Source organism: Actinoplanes oryzae (genome assembly GCF_030757795.1).
GTDB lineage: Bacteria > Actinomycetota > Actinomycetes > Mycobacteriales > Micromonosporaceae > Actinoplanes.
In genome coordinates, this window is sequence record NZ_JAUQWH010000187.1 from 1 (window position 1) to 16,610 (window position 16,610).

Sequence of the window (16,610 nt, forward strand, 5' to 3'; positions counted from 1 at the left end):
TGGTGGGCCGGTGTCAGCGGATCAGAACAGCGGACTGGGCGTTCCGTCCGCCGAGTACGAGAGCACGAGCGGCTGGTAGCCCGGGGCGGTCGGGTCGGCGGCGGGGTTGTCCTTGACGACGAAGAACTGCCGGCCCTCGGGGTCGATGGTCTTGCCCTCCGGGGTGGTGACCGGCGTGCCGGCCAGCGGGGTCACGGAGTCGTAGAGGTTGGCGTCGACGCGGGCGCTGCCGTCCTCGAAGGTGTTGAGCGCCTGCAGCCGGTAGCCCTCGGGCAGCGGCTCGCCACCGACGTACGCGGTCGCGTACTCGGGCATCATCATGAAGGACGAGATGGCAGGCATGGCCGGCTGGACGGCGCTGAAGGACTCGGTGGGAGCGAGAACCCTGCTGCGCAGAGGCTCTTCCGGAGTCGTCGTCTCACCGGGCTCGATGACTTCGCCGCGGGCCAGGACGCCGCGCATGAGGGGTGCCTCGCCGGGGGTGGTGGTCTCGCCCACGGTGACCTCGCCGCGGGCCAGGACACCGCGCATGAGCGGTGCCTCGCCGGGGACGGGCTCGCCGGCGGGAAGGAGCGCGCCGCGGGTGCGGACCGCGGCCTGGGTCACCTCGAGCGGCTCGCCCTCCCGCAGCACTCCGGCCACCCGCTGCCGCGCGAGGAGGGGCTGCTGCTCACCCTCCTCGAGCGGGGGGACTCCCTCGAAAGCTACGCCGGCCCGCATGTTCCTGGCGGGCGTTAAGACGGCTTCGTTCTCGTCGCCCTCGAAGACCGGCTCCTCCGCGACCTTGCCCCGCACGGCCGTGCGGGCCTGGCGGAGCTGGGTCTTCTCGGCGGGGACCGTCTCGGCCAGGACGGCCTTGCGGGCCAGCATCAGGGGCTGCACCTCACCGGTCTGCACCTCGCCGGCCGGCAGGGACCGGCGGGCGAGCGGCGGACCGTTCAGGCTCGAGTCGAAGTCGCGGGCCATCTTCTCGCCGGCCTCCTGGGCGGCTTCGTCGGCCTCGCGGTACTCCTTGCCGCTCGTGCGCAGGCCCTCGGACGTGTACGCGAGGGTGCCCTTGACCGCACCGACCAGGTCCTCGAGGTTGCCCAGGCCCTCCAGGAACTTCGTCGAGAACTCCTTGCCCATGTCGTCGTCGCCCCACGCGCTGGCGTAGCGCTCGCGCATCGAGGTGATCTGCGCCAGGTACTGGTTGTAGAGCTCGGCGTGCTCGGCGTAGGCGTCGCCCACGCTGATGACGCCGTCCGGGTTGACCGACAGGTAGCCGGTGGGCCGGGTCACTGCTGGCTCCTGGCCTGGTTGAGGATCTCGCGGACGCTGGTCGCCATCCGGGGCTCCTTGGGCAGGAAGGCGTCGGTGCCCGCGGTGCCGCGGACCAGCGCCTGGGCGTCCATGCCGTCCGGCAGCATCGGCGCGAGCGTCTCCGCGGCCTGCTGCATGACGCTTTCCTTGGCCTCGTTGTACGTCGCCAGGATGAGCTCGCTGAGGTCGGCGGGGGTGAGCCGCTTGTGCGCGCCGCTGGGGAATCGGATGTCCGTCATCACGCCGTTCTGGCCGACCGTGACCGTGACTTCGCGGCGGGGTGATGTGGCGGTGGCCGTCAGTGACCGCATCCGCTCCTGCAGTTCGGTGAGGCTGTTGCGCTGCCTCTGGTACTCCTCGAACAGGCCCTCGATGCGCTCGTTGAAGTTCATCCGTGTCACTCCCCCCTCATGGACTCGTCAGTAAAGACGCACCGAGGTTCCGTCCGGAAGGGTGGCCGCGAATCCAGGGCGTAAACGTGCAGACCCTTTTCCCCTGTCCGCGCGGGTGGCGGCCGGCTGCTCCGGCCGTACGGGAATAGCCGTGCAGTCTTGGGCCGACGTTCGGACATCGGACGCGTCCCGGCAGGTCGTTCGCGGCTCGATTCATCAAGACTCTTGACTGCCCGCGGGGGACGGCTCTTCTCCGCCCGCGGCACGCGACACAACCGGCGCCGACCGAGCTGCCGGTCCCCGACGTGAGGAGTACGGCCGTGACGATGCCCAATGTTCAAACTACCGAAGAGGGCATGCGGACCGCTGCCCAGGAGTTCTCCAACAAGGCGCAGGACTTCACCGGTCAGCTGCAGGCCGTGAACACCCAGATGGGCACCCTGCAGGCCTCCTGGACCGGCCAGGCGTCCGCCGGCTTCAACCAGGCCATGGACAGCTGGGAAGCGTCCTTCAAGAAGGTCATCGACGAGCTCATCAACATGCTCGAGGTCATGGGCGTGACCACCAAGGGCTACACCCAGGCCGAGGACGACGCCGCCAACACCGCCCAGAACTTCGCCACGGCGCTTCCGGGCTTCTGAGCCTTCCCGCTCCGCTCCGGTAACCGACTTCCCCCACCCGGTGGCGCACCGTCGCCGCGGGTGACATCCCCGGCAGGAAAGGACTCACGTGTCCAACTACACGTTCAATTTCCAGCAGGCAGACGCCGTGCTGTACGACATGAACAAGATCAACGGCAACATCAAGACGAGCCTCCACGACATGGAGCAGAACGTCGAGAAGAGCCTCGCGGACTGGACCGGTGCCGCGCAGGCGCAGTACTGGGCGTCGAAGGCCGCGTGGAACAACTCGGCCAACCAGATGACCGTGTTCCTGGAGCAGGCCCGGCTCACGCTGCTGCAGATCTCGGACAACTACGGCACCACCGAGCAGCGTCACGCGCAGATCTGGAACGACGTCCGCGGCGGCTGAATTTCCCGGCCGGCCGCCGCGTCCGTCATCGGCGCGGTGGCCGGCTGTCCTGTGCCCGGCCTGAGTCGATGCAGGCGCGGGTTGCCCCGGCGTCCTGAGGAGGGCCGGGCGGCACGGTTTCACGACCCGGCGAGGAGACCACGATCATGGCCACCGACTATTCGCACGCCAATCTCGATGCCATCGACGAGATGGGCTTTCTGACGCAGTGGGAGAAGGACCACGGGGAAGACGCCGGCTGGGCGCGTTCCGTGATCGAGAAGATCACGGCCGACAAGGCCGACGCCCCCAGGGTCGGCGACAGCTGGGACCGCGACGACTACAGCGCGGACGAGCTCGCGATGTACGACTGGTACTGGGACAAGTTCTACGACGGCAAGTCCTACTCCGACTGGAAGGCCATCACCGACCAGTACGCGAAGGAACACCAGGACCAGATCACCTACACCAAGCCCGAGGACTACAAGGACAAGACGGATCTGGAGTCCGACGACAACGTCTGGAAGCCGCCGGCCGTGTCCGAGTGGAAGGGCGACGTCAGCAAGAACAACCAGATGGTCGTCAACACCGAGGCCATCCAGCACCTGATCAACCAGTTCAAGGCGGTCGCCACGGAGGAGCACAAGGGCATGCTCCTCGATCTGGCGAACGAGCTCGACGGCCACCTGATCCTGCCCGGCGGCTTCGCCAAGGCGGAGATCCTGCGGCAGAAGATCGACGGTACCGGCGAGGGGAACCCGGGTCTGCGCGGCGACACCATCGGCCTGCTGCGTACCCTGCACCGGGCTCTTTACGATCTTCAGACCGGCCTCGCGACCATGAAGACCGAGTACGAGAAGACCGAGGAAGACAACAAGGTCACCCAGGACAAGCTGCAGGAGGCCATGAAGGGCGCCTGGGGTGAGATCGGCGGTCTCAGCAAGTACGGCACGGTCGGCGGCAGCACCAAAGCCTGAGTGACATCGGGTCCGGGGTAACGAAGGGGCCAGGGCATGGCTGACTGGAAGAACGACGTCGACAAGGACGCGACGTTCAAGCCGTCCACCGTCGACACCTCCAACCCGGAGGACTACAACGCCTGGAAGAACGAGGACCGTGGCTGGCGCAAGCTGGAGGCGGCCCTGCGTGGTGGCGCGGCCTTGGACACCGCGGAGGGGCAGGCGGTTGCCGCCACCCTGGTGAGCCCGCAGTCACTGGCCGATTCCGCGGCCGTCTTCCACAAGATCCGCAATGCCCTGGTCTGGCTGGAGAGCTTCGTCAAGAACCAGGTGGGCGCCGTCGCCGGGCCCGACCGTGCCTGGCAGGGCGCGGCCGCCGACGCGTTCATCACCAAGATGAACCTCCTCGCGGACAGCATCGGCGAGAACGCCGAGCGCATCAACGGCGGCGATGTCCACGGCCCCAACTCGGTCCCCGAGTCGCTCTACCGCAGTGCCTACTACCTCAAGTGGGGGCAGGAGCAGATCCTGCACCTCGACGTCTCGTACGCGGACATCGCGCACAAGGCGGGAGTCGGCGACGGCCACATCCCGGTGCCGATCAGCGGCAGCAAGTTCGAGAAGCCGATGGCCGAGCAGATGGCCCAGGTCGTCAAGACCGTGGCGGACCAGTACCACAGCACGTACGACCAGGTGCAGGCGCCGACCGAGGGCACCGTGCCGTTGCCCACGAACGTGACCACGACCAACCACACCACGCCGAAGCCGCTCGACATCACCACGCCGCCGCCCATCACGACGCCGAAGCCGATCGACTTCACGACGACCCCGCCGGTGAACATCACCACGCCGCCGCCGATCAGCATCACCCCGCCCGTCACGCAGCCGCTGCCCTCGATCACGCCGCCCGCGACGCAGCCGCTGCCCTCGGTCACGCCGCCGGTGACGCAGCCGGTCCCCGAGATCGCCCCGCCGGGCGGCAACGGACCGGAAGCCCTCAAAACGCCGGAGATCGAGCAGCCTCCCGGCGGCGACGGGCTGGGCGGAACAGGCGGCCCGTCCACCATGTCCGCCTTCAAGGCGCCGGAGCTCACCAACCCCGAAGGCGGCGACGGTCTCGGCGGAGGAGTCGACTCGCCCGTCTCGGCCACCGACTTCCAGGCGCCGGAGCTGGATACCGCGCCCAGCGGCGAGGGTCTGCCCGGCCTGGGCGGGAACGGTGCCACGTCGCCCGCGGGCAGTGGCGCCTTCGTGCCACCGGTCGTCGGGAACGCCCCCGGTGCCGGCAACGGCCTCGGCGGACCCTCCGCGAGTGGCAACTCCGTCAAGCTGCCGACCTCCGGAGACGCCGGCAGCCTCACCGGCGACACCGAGAAGCCCGGCAGCCTCGTCCCCGGCAACGGCGACTTCGAGGCGCCGTCCGTGGCTGCTCCGCCCGGCGGCGCGGGCGGCGGCCTGGGCAGCAGCATCCCCGGCGCCGATGGGATCGACATCCCGGGCGTCTCCTCGCCGTCCGCGGGCGACGGGCTCGGGGGCGGAGCCGGCAGTGGAAGCAGCATGCCGATGATGCCCGGCGCGGGTGGCGGCGGCGCCGGTGCGGGCGGCGGAGGCATCCCGGACGCGTCCGATGCGAGCGGCCTGCTCACCGGCGACCAGGACGACTGGACCGCGCCGGCGATCGGTGCCGTGGACGTGCCGGACGCGCCGTTGGGTGCGGCTCCGGGCGGCGCGAGCGGCCTGGGCCAGTCGCCGATGATGCCGGGCTCGCCGGGCGCCGGTGGTGGTGGTGCCGGTTCCGGCTCCGGCATCCCGGATGCGTCGGACGCCAGCGGTCTGGTCGAGGGCGATGCCGGTGACTGGACTGCGCCGGAGATCGGTGGCATTGATGTGCCGGATGCGCCTTCGGGTACGGCGCCCGGGGGCAGTGGTCTCGGCCAGTCGCCGATGATGCCCGGCTCGCCGGGGGCCGGCGCCGGTCCCGGGACGGGTGGCTCGGGCATTCCGGACGCGTCGGACTCGAGTGGCTTGGTCGAGGGCGACGCCGGTGACTGGACTGCGCCGGAGATCGGTGGCATTGATGTGCCGGATGCGCCTTCGGGTACGGCGCCCGGCGGTAGTGGTCTCGGCCAGACGCCGATGATGCCCGGCTCGCCCGGCACGGGTGGCGGTCCCGGCTCCACGGGATCCGGCTCGGTCGAGGCACCCGACTCCCAGGGCCTCGTCACCGGCGACCTGGACACCTGGCAGCCGTCCGGATCCGACTACGAGCTGCCCGGTTCGCCCGGCGGCGCCGAAGCCGGCGGTGCGGGCCTGACCGTGCCCGAGGTGGGCTCCCCCGGTGGCGCGGGCAGCCCGATCGACGGCAGCGGCATGGACCTGACGGTTCCCGAGGTGGAGATGCCCACCACCGGTGACTCGGACGCTTCCACCGGTGCTGTGCCCGCGACCGGGGCGCCGCCGATGATGCCGGGCGGAGCTCCCGGCGGCGGCGCGCAGCCGGGCACCGGCACCGGCATCCCCGACGCCCCGGACGCTCAGGGGCTGGTCGATGCCGACCTGTCCGACTGGAAGCCGGCCGGCGGCGAGCTCGGCGACCCGAGCGCCCCGCAGGGCACCGCTGCCGGCGGCGCGGGCCTGGAAGTTCCCGGATGGGACCAGCCGGGCACGGCAGACCCCATCACCGGTACGACGGACGACGTCACAGCCCCCGAGCAGGAGCCCGCAGACCAGGACAGCCCGCGGGAGGCGGCTCCGGCGACGCAGGCCGGCGCTGTTCCGGCGATGCCCGGCGCCCCGGGCAGCTCTGCGCCGCCCACCGCCGGATCCGTCCCGGACGCGAGCGGCGCCTCCGAGCTGATCGACCCGGACGCCGCCGACTGGCAGCCCACCGAGGTGAGCACCGACCCGTACGCGCCCACCGGCGCCGCCGCGGGTGGCGCGGGCCTGCAGGCCTCGGTGGACGTGCCCCCGCCGGCGGCCCCGATCGAATCGGTCGTCTCGCTGCCCGACGTCGGCGCGCCGACCGTGGGCGAGGCGGCGCCGGGCGGCTCCGACTGGTTCACCGTCTCCGGCCCCGAGACGACGGACCCCGGCGTCATCGAAGCACCGGCGACGAACGAGCAGCCCGTGGCCGAGCAGCCCGTGGCCGAGCAGCCCGTGACCGAGCAGCCCGTCGCGGAGCAGCCCGTCGCGGAGCAGCCTGTGGCGGATCAGCCCGTGGTCGAGCAGCCTGTCGCGGAGCAGCCCGTGGTCGAGCAGCCCGTGGTCGAGCAGCCGGTGGCCCAAGAACCTGTGGTGCAAGAACCCGTGGTGCAGGAGCCGGTGGCGCAGGAGCCTGCCCCGGCGGCGGAGCCCGCGCCGGCCGAGCCGGTGCAGCAGGAGGGAACCCCGCTGCAGGAGTCACCGCCCGCTGCCACGGACGGCGCTGACGGCGTACACCAGGCTGTGCCGCCGCAGCACGCGGCCGCGACCATCGCGACCACCGCAACCGCCGCCGCGGCCGCCGCTGCCCTCAGCCAGCCCGCTGCCTCCCCGCCCACCGCGCCCCAAACCGGCGCCGGCACCGGGAGCGGAGCCGGCCCGGGAAGCGGAAGCGGACCCGCGGCGGGACCCCACAGCGCTGGCGACGACGACGCGGCCACCATCCTGGCCGGGACCGACGAGGTCCCGGAGCCGATCGCCCCGGCGATCGTGCTGAACGTCCCGCAGGCGGTCGGCGTGCCCACCGCACCGCCGGTGGCCGCGGCCTCGCCGGCCGGAGTGGGCCGGGAGGCGGCCGTCGCCGGGACGGTGGCCAACGATCCACGGCTCGCGGGCGCGGTTCCGGGGCAGCTGCGGCCGGTGGAGGACGACCGGGAGACGCCCGAGCGTCCCGGCTCGGCCGAGCTGCTGCAGGACGAGACCGGTGCCTGGCAGGCGGCGGGTCAGGATGCGCAGGCCCCTCCCGGCGACGACTTCGTGCCGGTGGTGGCCGTGGACGACGATGACATGTCCGGTTGGGACGATGTCGACGATGCTCTCTGGCTGACGGAAGCGAACGGGACGAGGGAATGACACGGCCGATGTCCGATCCCGGTGACGGGATGCAGGTGCCGCGGGCGGTGTGGCGGCGTGCGGCGTCGACGGCCCGGGCCGTCGAGGAGGAGCCCCGGCAGCCGTTCTGCGGCGGGGACCTCGACACGGAGGGGCGCTACCAGCTCATGAAGGAGCGGCGCCGCCTGCGCAAGGAGGCCGAGGCCCGCGAGCGGGAGGAGGCCGAGGCCAAGGAGGCCGCCGCCCGCAAGGCCAGGAACCAGGACGAGGACGAGGACAAGGCCGCCGAGCGGTTCCGCAACGACCGCTACTCGGTCAAGCTGCTGCAGCAGGACAACTCCGCCTGGGGTGGCGGCGGCGCCGGGTCAGGGGACATCGGATGAGCACAGTCACCGTCAAGCGGCCGCCGCGCGCCAGCGGTCCGGAGGCGCCCGAGGGGCGCATCGAGCTGCAGGAGCCGCCGCTGATGGCGGAGGAGGCGCCGCTCGACTTCCGGTCGTTTGCCTCCATCGTCCCGATGGGCCTGGGCATGGGCGCCATGATGGCCATGTTCGGTCTCTACAGCCGCGCGCCGGTCATGTACGTCATGGGCGGCGCGATGGCCGCCGGCATGCTGCTGATGGGCGTCATGCAGATCGGCCGCGCGGCGGGCGAGCGCAAGCGCAAGATGCTCGGCGAGCGCCGCGACTTCCTCCGGTACATCGCGCAGCTGCGCAAGCAGGCCCGCAAGGCGGCGGACAACCAGCGGCAGTACGTGCTCTGGAACAACCCGCAGCCGGGCTGGCTCTGGTCCATCGCCATGAGCAGCCGCCTCTGGGAGCGCCGGGGCAGCCACGACGACTTCGGCCGGGTCCGGATCGGGCTGGGCCGGCAGAACGCGATGCTGACGTTCTCGCCGCCGTCGACCAAGCCGATCGAGGACCTCGAGCCGCTGTCGTCCATCTCGCTGCGGCGCTTCTCGGAGACGTACCGGACGGTCTCGGGCATCCCGATCTCGGTGGGCCTGCGCAGCTTCACCAGCATCGAGTTCGAGGGCGCCGCCGACCCCGCGATCGACCTGGCGCGCGCGATGGTGGCGCAGCTGGTGACCTTCCACGCCCCCGACGAGCTGCGCGTGGCGGTGCTCGCCGCCGAGGTGCATCGCGGGCCGTGGGACTGGATCAAGTGGCTGCCGCACAACGCGCACCCCACCGCCTCCGACGCGGCCGGGCCGACGCGGCTGTTCGCCGGCACCCACGACGACCTGATGACGATGCTCGGCCAGGAGGTCAACGAGCGCGGCGACCACGACCGCAACTCGCGCCCGTCGGCGACCGAGCCGCTGGTCGTCATCATCGCGCACCTGGTGGACCTGCCGGACAGCTCGCGGCTGCTGGGCGCGGGCCTGCGCAACGTGGTGCTGCTCGACCTGACCGGCAACATGCCCGGCGGCCCGAAGGTGCTGCGGCTGACGATCGACGGCGACAAGGTGCAGTTCCCGGCCGGGGAGACCGTCGGGTCGGCGAGCCGGGACAGCCTGGACGCCGTCCAGGCCGAGGCGCTGGCGCGGGTCATCGCGCCCAAGCGGACCAGCGGCACCCTCGACGTGGTCGACGAGCCGATGGAGAACAGCTTCGAGCTGACGGCGTTGCTGGGCATCCGGGACGCGCACACGTTCGACGTACCGGCGCTGTGGAGGTCTCGTCAGCCGCAGCGCAACCGGCTGATGGTGCCGATCGGCGTGACCGAGGACGGCGAGGTCATCGAGCTCGACCTCAAGGAGTCGGCGCAGGGTGGCATGGGCCCGCACGGCCTGCTGATCGGCGCGACCGGCTCGGGCAAGTCCGAGCTGCTGCGTACGCTGGTGTGCGCGCTCGCCGCGACGCACAGCTCGGAGATCCTCAACCTGGTCCTGGTCGACTTCAAGGGCGGCGCGACGTTCATCGGCATGGACAAGCTGCCGCACACGTCGGCGGTCATCACCAACCTGGCCGACGAGCTGCCCCTGGTGGACCGCATGCAGGACGCGCTCAACGGCGAGATGACCCGGCGCCAGGAGATGCTGCGGGCCAGCGGCTACGCGTCGCTGTTCGACTACGAGAAGGCCCGCGCGGCCGGCGCCCAGCTGGTGCCGTTCCCGGTCCTGCTCATCATCGTCGACGAGTTCAGCGAGTTGTTGTCGAGCAAGGCCGAGTTCATGGACCTGTTCGTGTCGATCGGGCGGCTGGGCCGGTCGCTGGGCGTGCACCTGCTGCTCGCCTCGCAGCGGCTGGACGAGGGCCGGATCAACCGGGTCGAGGGTCACCTGTCCTACCGGATCGCGCTGCGGACCTTCTCGTCGATGGAGTCGCGGTCGGTCATCGGCGTCGGCAAGGCGTACGAGCTGCCGTCGGAGCCGGGCAACGGCTACCTCAAGCTGGACACCACCAATCTGGTGCGGTTCAAGTCGGCGTACGTGTCCGGCCCGTACAGCGGGCGCGGCCCGGTGCACGACATCGACGAGACCACCGAGCTGACGGCGTCCGACATCGTCCCCTTCACCACCCGGCAGTCCGAGCTCCGGTACGACCAGGGCCGCGACCGGGCCGCGGAACTCGCCGAGGCCGTCGTGGCGGAGGAGCCGGAGAACGTCACCGGCCCCAGCCTGGCCGACGTGCTGCTGGACCGGCTCGCCGGCTCGGGGCCGCCGGCCCGGCAGGTGTGGCTGCCGCCGCTGTCGACGGCGCCGAGCCTGGACACCCTGCTGCCCAGCGTGGTGCCGGACCCGCTGCGCGGCATGACCGTGGACGACACCTCGGCGCAGGGGCGGCTGCGGGTGCCGGTGGGTCTCGTGGACCGGCCGCAGGACCAGCTGCGCGAGCTGCTCATGGTGGATCTGGGCGGCGCCGACGGGCACGTGGGCATCGCGGGTGCCCCGCAGAGCGGCAAGTCGACCCTGCTGCGCAGCCTGATCCTCGGCCTGGCGCTGACCAACACGCCGCAGGAGGTGCAGTTCTACGGGCTGGACTTCGGCGGCGGTGGCCTGTCGTCGATCGCCGGGCTGCCGCACATCGGCTCGATCGCCACCCGCATGGAACGCGACCGGGTGGTGCGCACGATCCAGGAGATCGGGCAGGTCATGGAGCGCCGCGAGGCCGAGTTCGCCGCGCGCGGGCTGGACTCGATGACCTCCTACCTCGCGGCGCGGGCGCGCGGGGAGATCGACGACCCGTTCGGGCACGTGTTCCTGGTCATCGACGGCTGGTACACGATGAAACAGGACTTCTCCGATCTGGACACCCAGTTCCAGGAGCTGGCCTCGCGTGGCCTGTCGTTCGGCATCCACGTGATGATCACCGGCACCCGGTGGTCGGAGATGCGGACCTGGCTGCGCGACCTCATGGGCACCAAGCTGGAGCTGCGGCTCGGTGACTCGATGGAGTCGGAGGTCGGCTCGCGCAAGGCGGCCACCGTGCCGAACCAGACCGGCCGCGGCCTGACCTCCGAGGGGCTGCACTTCCTCGGCGCGCTGCCCCGCATGGACGGCAGCTCGCAGGTCGACGACCTGGCCGAGGCGACCAAGGCGGTCACCGAGGAGATCAGCACGTTCTGGACTGGGCCGGCCGCGCCGGGCGTACGGATGCTGCCGACCCGGCTGCCGGTGGAGCAGCTGCCCGACCCGGAGGCGGAGTTCAAGGTCTGCCTGGGCCTGGACGAGCAGCGGCTCGGCCCGGTGTGGCACGACTTCATGGCCACGCCGCACCTGCTCGTCTTCGGCGACACCGAGACCGGCAAGTCGAACGTGCTGCGCCTGGTGCTGCGGGCCATCCAGCAGCGCTACACCTCCGACCAGGCCAAGGTCGTGCTCGGCGACTCGCGCCGCGACCTGGACACCGCGCTGCCGCCGGAGTACCAGGTCGGCTTCGGGTTCACCGGCGACAAGCTGTTCGAGCTGGCCGGCCAGGCGTCGGTGTCGATGAACCGGCGCGTGCCGGGCCCCGAGATCTCGTCGGAGCGGATGCGCCGCCGCGACTGGTGGGAGGGCCCGGAGCTGTTCGTCGTGGTCGACGACTACGACCTGATGACCAAGGGCCAGGGCATGGGCTCGACGCTCGACCCGCTGCTGCCGCTGCTGGCCCAGGGCATCTACATCGGCCTGCACGTGATCATCGCCCGGAGCACCTCGGGCGCGATGCGGGCGATGATGGACCCGGTCATCCGGCGCATGTGGGAGCTGGGCACGCCGGCCACGCTGCTGTCGTACCCGAAGGAAGAAGGCAAGTTCCTCGGCGAGGCCGCGCCCCGGCGGCTGCCCGCCGGCCGGGCCCAGCTGGTGACCCGCCGTGGCGTCTCTCTGATGCAGACAGGATTTGTGGCATGAGTACCGCGCTCGACAGGGAGCTGTGCCGGATCACCGTGATCGGCCCGGACCGCAAGATCGACCTGGCGGTGCCGTCGACGACGCCGGTCGCGAGCCTGCTGCCCGTGTTGTTGCAGCACACCTCGTCCGGACGGCGGCTCGAGGGCGACGAGCCGGAGGGCGCCTGGGTGCTGCAGCGCCTCGGTCAGCATCCGTTCGAGCTGTCCGGCACGCCGGAGAGCCTGGACTGGCTGGAGGGCGAGGAGCTCTACCTGCGCCGGGCCGAGGACCCGCTGCCCGAGCTGGACTTCGACGACGTCGCCGAGGGCATCGCCACCATCGTCAACCGGCGCTCGGACCGATGGCAGCCGGAGTACCGCCGGATCCTGTTCCTGGTGCTGTCGATCGTCGCGATGGGCGCGCTGGCCGCGGTGCTCACCGACCGCGGGCCCGTCCTGCCGCAGGTCGTCGGGGCCGGGGTGCTCACGTTCGCGTTCTTCACCGCCGCCCTCGTCTACGCCCGGCGGGTGCCCGACGGCGCGTTCTCGCTGCTCTTCGGGGGTGGCGCGGCGGCCTTCGCGGCCCTGGCCGGCTCGAGCGCCGTCGACGGCGACCCCGAGGGCATCGCCCTGACCGGCCCGGCCATGCTGGCGGCTGCGGTGGGCGTCACGGTGATCGCCGCGTTCCTGCTGCTCGCGCAGCGTACGGTCACCCCGCATCTGCCGTTCGCGCCGATGCTGATCCTGGGCGTGACCGGGCTCGTCTCGGCCGGCGTCCTGCTGCTGCAGACCGGCTCCGGCATGACGATGCAGCGGACGGCCGCCGTGGCGGTGGCAGCGGTGCTCGCCATCATCGTGGTGGCGCCCCGGGCCGCGGTGAAGTTCGCCCGGTTGCGGGGGCCGCAGCTGCCGAAGACCGGTGCGGACATGTCGTACGACATCGAGCCCGCCGACGCCGACGTGGTGCGCAGCCGGACCGACGACGCGGACACCTACCTGACCGTCGCGACGGTCACCACCGCGCTGGTGCTGCCGGTGCTCTTCCACTTCTCGCTGCAGGTGCCGGGCTGGGCGGGCTGGACGTTCGTGCTCGCGGTCGCCAGTGCAATCCTGTTGCGCGCTCGTACCTTCTTCAGCGTCTGGCAGCGGATCGGGCTCACCACTGCCGGTACCGTCGGCTACCTCATGGTCATCATGCGACTCTCCGACATGCTGCCCCCCGCCTGGCGGTGGGTGCTGCTGAGCGGCCTGCTGGCGCTGGTCGCGCCGCTGGTGATGGCGGCCATGCGCCCCTGGCCGCGGCGCATGCTGCCGTTCTGGGAGTATTCCGCGACCTTCCTCGACGTCGCGACCGGCGTGGCCGTCCTGCCCGTGCTGGCCCAGGTCCTCGGCCTGTACGCCTGGGCCCGCGGACTGTTCGGGTAGGAAGGCATGCAGACTCAGCGCGACCACGTCCACGCCCACACCTTCATGATGGGCCGGCTCAGCTCCGCCCTCATCGAGGGTGACGCCACCGGCGCGGAGATCCCCGGCCGGCGCGCCCAGACGGGCATGCTGGTCGGGGTCGTCCTGCTGCTGTTGCTCGTCGGCGGGTTCGCTGTGTACGGCTGGATCGTCCCCGGCGGCAGCAAGGCGTTCCGGCAGGCCGGCGCGATCCTGGTGGAGAAGGAGACCGGCAACCGCTTCGTCTATCTCGACGGACAGTTGCACCAGGTCCCGGATCTCACCTCGGCGATGCTGATCCAGGGCGCCTCGGCCAAGGTCAAGCTGATCTCCAGCAACTCCCTCAAGGACGTGCCCCGCGGCCTGCCCCTGGGCGTCGCCGGCGCCCCGCAGCAGCTGCCCAGCGCCGGTGCGCTCGCCAAGGGCCCGTGGCTGACCTGCCTGCCCGGCTCGGTGGCGCCCGGCCGGAAGGTGTCGGGGCTGGGCGTCAACCTCGACCCCGACATGCCGGCGACGCTGCTGCCCGAGGACCGTTTCCTGGTCGTGCGCAGCGAGCAGGGCACGCCGTACCTGCTCGCCAACTACCTGAAGTACAAGGTCACCGACGACGCCGTGCTGGTGGCGCTCGGCGCGGGCGCGATCGACCCGGCGCCGGCCCCGGACATGTGGCTCGGCTGGCTCGGCGACGGCCCCAGCCTGGGCCCGGCCAAGATCCCGGGCGCCGGCGCGGACGGGCCTCGGGTCGGCGGGCGCTCGTACCCGGTCGGCACGCTCTTCAAGCAGGGCGAGGACCAGCTGTACGTGCTGCGCAGGGACGGCCTGGCACCGATGAGCCGGACCGAGTTCCTCATCGCGGACGCGGCCACCCGGGACGCCCCGGTCGAGCTGGACCCGGCGGACGTGGTCGACGCGAAGCGCTCGGCCGACACCAGCCTGCTGGACCGGCTCCCGGACCTGGCCTCGCTGAAGCTGCAGGACACCACCGGCCAGGCCGTGTGCCAGCAGCAGAAGCCCTATCAGGACCAGGTCACCGCCGTCGTGGCCCTGGCACCGCAGTGGGCCTCGGGCATCTACTCCGACGGCACCGCGTCGGTGCAGGTGCGGCGGGGCTCGGGCATGGCGGTGACGCCGGTGCCGGAGACCAAGTCGGCCGCGGGTCAGAAGGTCGCGTTCATCTCCGAGGACGGCATGGTCTACAACTTGGCGGACTCGACGACGGTGGCGTCGCTGAAGCTGGGCAGCGCTGCCCCCGTGCCGTTCCCGAAGGATCTGCTCGCGGCGATGCCGCATGGGCCGGTGCTGAGCCGCGACGCCGTCACGGCCCTGGTGAGGGGGTAGCAACATGGCATCCGTGATCCGCAGCCTGCTGCGCGGCGGGGCGGACGGCCCCCGCGACGGGGTGGTCCAGCACACCGTCGGCAACGCGCTCGTGCTGCACGCCCGGGACAAGATCAGCGCGGAGGCGCAGTCCCTGGCGCTGACCGTGATCGAGGACGCCGAGAACGACGTGGTGGTGCTCGACCTCGGCGAGGGCATGCCGATCGGCTCCTGGGAGTCGATGGCCGGCGTGCTGCCCCGGCGCCGCCGCGGCATCCGGCTGATGGCCTGCGGCGACCACCGCAACGCCGCGGCGATGGCGGGTCAGTGGCTCTCCGAGCGGCTCAACCGTACGGTCATCGCGCCCGACGGCGACCTGATCCGCGGCGCGGCGGGCGGCCTGTTCGTGCACTCCATGCCCGGCAGCGGCTGGGTCCGCTTCCGCCCCGGCAAGCCGCCGACCTGGGACGCCAAGCGCTACCCGACCCCGGTGTGGGACCGGGCGGTCACCGACCAGCGGCCGTCCAGCTCCACCGGCGAGATCGAGCCGCTGCCCGGCGGCGTCTGGCTCCACGACACCCGCGAGCCCGAGATCGTCGCCGAGCACCGCAAGCGGCTCGTCGCCGACGTGCCGTGCCAGCCCGAGGTCATGACGGTGCTGCTCGGCTGCCCGGGCACCCCGCCGCTGTCCCTGGACGACGTCGTGCGCTTCTGGCGTGGGCTGGACACCGACAGCCGCACCCGGACCCGCTTCGTGCAGTACGGCGACATCCGGCTGCCCGAGGGCGAGGCCTTCGGACAGGCGCTCGCGGACCTGCTCGGCGTGGGCGTGGTCTGCTACACCGGCGTCCCGGTCGGGTCGCCGGACAAGTTCGAGATCCGCACCGTACGCGACGACGGCGTGCTCGGCTGGCCCCCGTTCGCCCTGGAGCTCGGCTACGCCCCGCGCGCCCACAGCAACTCGAAGGCCCGCCGGCCGGTGGTGCTGAGCCACCGCGAGCCGCTCGCCGGCCCGGAGGAGATCGCGCCGCGCATCTACTGGTACGCCCCGGACGCCGTGGTCGAGGTCGTCGAGACCGGTCTCTGGGTCCGCCCGGCCGAGGAGCCGCAGAACGCCGAGCGGGTCCGCGCGACGCCGCTCGACCCGCAGGGCAGCACCCTCATCTTCGACGACACCGTCCCCGAGGGCACCGCCCGCATGCGCGAGCTGGCCGAGGACCTGGCCGCCCGGGTCGGCCCGAGCGTGGGCCAGGAGACGGCGCTGTTCCCGGCGTCGGTGCTCGTCCCGGGCCAGAAGCCGGCCGGGCGCGCGGAGGCGAGCCTGCGGGCGGCCGAGCCGCAGCGGGCGCCCGCCCCGGCGCCGGTGGTGCCGACGGCGGTGGAGGCGCCCGCCACCCCGGCGACCACGGCCTACCAGCCGCCGGCCGTCGAGAGCGTCGTCGTCGAGCCGGTCGCGCCGTGGCAGGCGAAGACCCGGGCCTACACCCGGGCGGAGCTGTTCCCCGCGCAGGCCGAGCCGGTCGTCGCCCGCGCCGAGCCGGTCGTGGCCCGCGCCGAGCCGGCCCCGGCCTCGGCCTCGGCCCCGGCCCCGGCCCCGGTGAAGCCGGCTCCGGCTTCGGTCAAGCCGGTCGAGCAGGTCGCGCCCCCGGCACCGGCCCCGGTCGAGCTTGCCGCCCCCGCGTCGCCGGCCCCGGTCGAGCCGGTTGCGCCCGCGGCTCGGGTCGAGCCGGTCGCGCCCATCGAGCCGGTCGCCATCGAGCCCGTAGCGGTCGAGCCGGTCGCGGTCGAGCCGGTCGCCATTGAGCCGGTCGCGGTCGAGCCGGTCGCGCCGCCACCG

The 16,610-nt window shown here is 72.2% G+C and carries 10 protein-coding genes and 1 pseudogene; 9 read left to right on the top strand and 2 right to left on the bottom strand.

Annotation, left to right across the window (positions count from 1 at the left end; translation table 11 throughout):
- Positions 1 to 21 precede the first annotated feature (21 nt).
- Both RBH18_RS37475 and RBH18_RS37480 read right to left on the bottom strand, forming a co-directional pair.
- The gene (locus RBH18_RS37475; RefSeq protein WP_306215250.1) at positions 22 to 1,281 is read right to left on the bottom strand and encodes a WXG100 family type VII secretion target; all 1,260 of its coding nucleotides are present in this window, start codon (positions 1,279 to 1,281) and stop codon (positions 22 to 24) included.
- Positions 1,278 to 1,694 carry a YbaB/EbfC family nucleoid-associated protein gene (locus tag RBH18_RS37480; RefSeq protein WP_306215251.1) on the bottom strand — a complete coding sequence of 139 codons (417 nt, stop codon included), beginning with the start codon at positions 1,692 to 1,694 and terminating at the stop codon, positions 1,278 to 1,280. The genes RBH18_RS37475 and RBH18_RS37480 overlap by 4 nt, the downstream gene beginning before the upstream one ends.
- A 320-nt stretch (positions 1,695 to 2,014) precedes the next feature.
- Between RBH18_RS37480 and RBH18_RS37485 the strand changes: the two genes are divergently transcribed.
- The 9 genes and pseudogenes from RBH18_RS37485 to RBH18_RS37525 form a co-directional block, all read left to right on the top strand.
- Complete coding sequence (locus tag RBH18_RS37485; protein ID WP_306215252.1) at positions 2,015 to 2,335, top strand: WXG100 family type VII secretion target; 321 nt, start codon at positions 2,015 to 2,017, stop codon at positions 2,333 to 2,335.
- Positions 2,336 to 2,423: 88 nt separating this feature from the next.
- A complete protein-coding gene (locus tag RBH18_RS37490; RefSeq protein WP_306215253.1) occupies positions 2,424 to 2,726 on the top strand; it encodes a WXG100 family type VII secretion target in 303 nt (100 codons plus the stop codon).
- A gap of 146 nt (positions 2,727 to 2,872) precedes the next feature.
- A complete protein-coding gene (locus RBH18_RS37495; protein WP_306215254.1) occupies positions 2,873 to 3,682 on the top strand; it encodes a hypothetical protein in 810 nt (269 codons plus the stop codon).
- A gap of 36 nt (positions 3,683 to 3,718) precedes the next feature.
- Positions 3,719 to 7,717, top strand: a complete 3,999-nt coding sequence (locus RBH18_RS37500) for a WXG100 family type VII secretion target (RefSeq protein WP_306215255.1) — start codon at positions 3,719 to 3,721, stop codon at positions 7,715 to 7,717.
- An 8-nt stretch (positions 7,718 to 7,725) separates the two neighbouring features.
- Positions 7,726 to 8,079, top strand: coding sequence for a hypothetical protein (locus RBH18_RS37505; RefSeq protein ID WP_306215256.1), 354 nt, complete (start codon positions 7,726 to 7,728; stop codon positions 8,077 to 8,079).
- A complete protein-coding gene (eccCa, locus tag RBH18_RS37510; RefSeq protein ID WP_306215257.1) occupies positions 8,076 to 12,035 on the top strand; it encodes a type VII secretion protein EccCa in 3,960 nt (1,319 codons plus the stop codon). Before RBH18_RS37505 ends, eccCa begins: the two co-directional genes overlap by 4 nt.
- Positions 12,032 to 13,438 carry a type VII secretion integral membrane protein EccD gene (gene eccD / locus RBH18_RS37515; protein ID WP_306215258.1) on the top strand — a complete coding sequence of 469 codons (1,407 nt, stop codon included), beginning with the start codon at positions 12,032 to 12,034 and terminating at the stop codon, positions 13,436 to 13,438. Before eccCa ends, eccD begins: the two co-directional genes overlap by 4 nt.
- A gap of 6 nt (positions 13,439 to 13,444) precedes the next feature.
- A complete protein-coding gene (gene eccB, locus RBH18_RS37520; protein WP_306215259.1) occupies positions 13,445 to 14,794 on the top strand; it encodes a type VII secretion protein EccB in 1,350 nt (449 codons plus the stop codon).
- Positions 14,795 to 14,798: 4 nt separating this feature from the next.
- Positions 14,799 to 16,610: pseudogene (locus RBH18_RS37525) on the top strand (hypothetical protein); the annotation flags it as partial.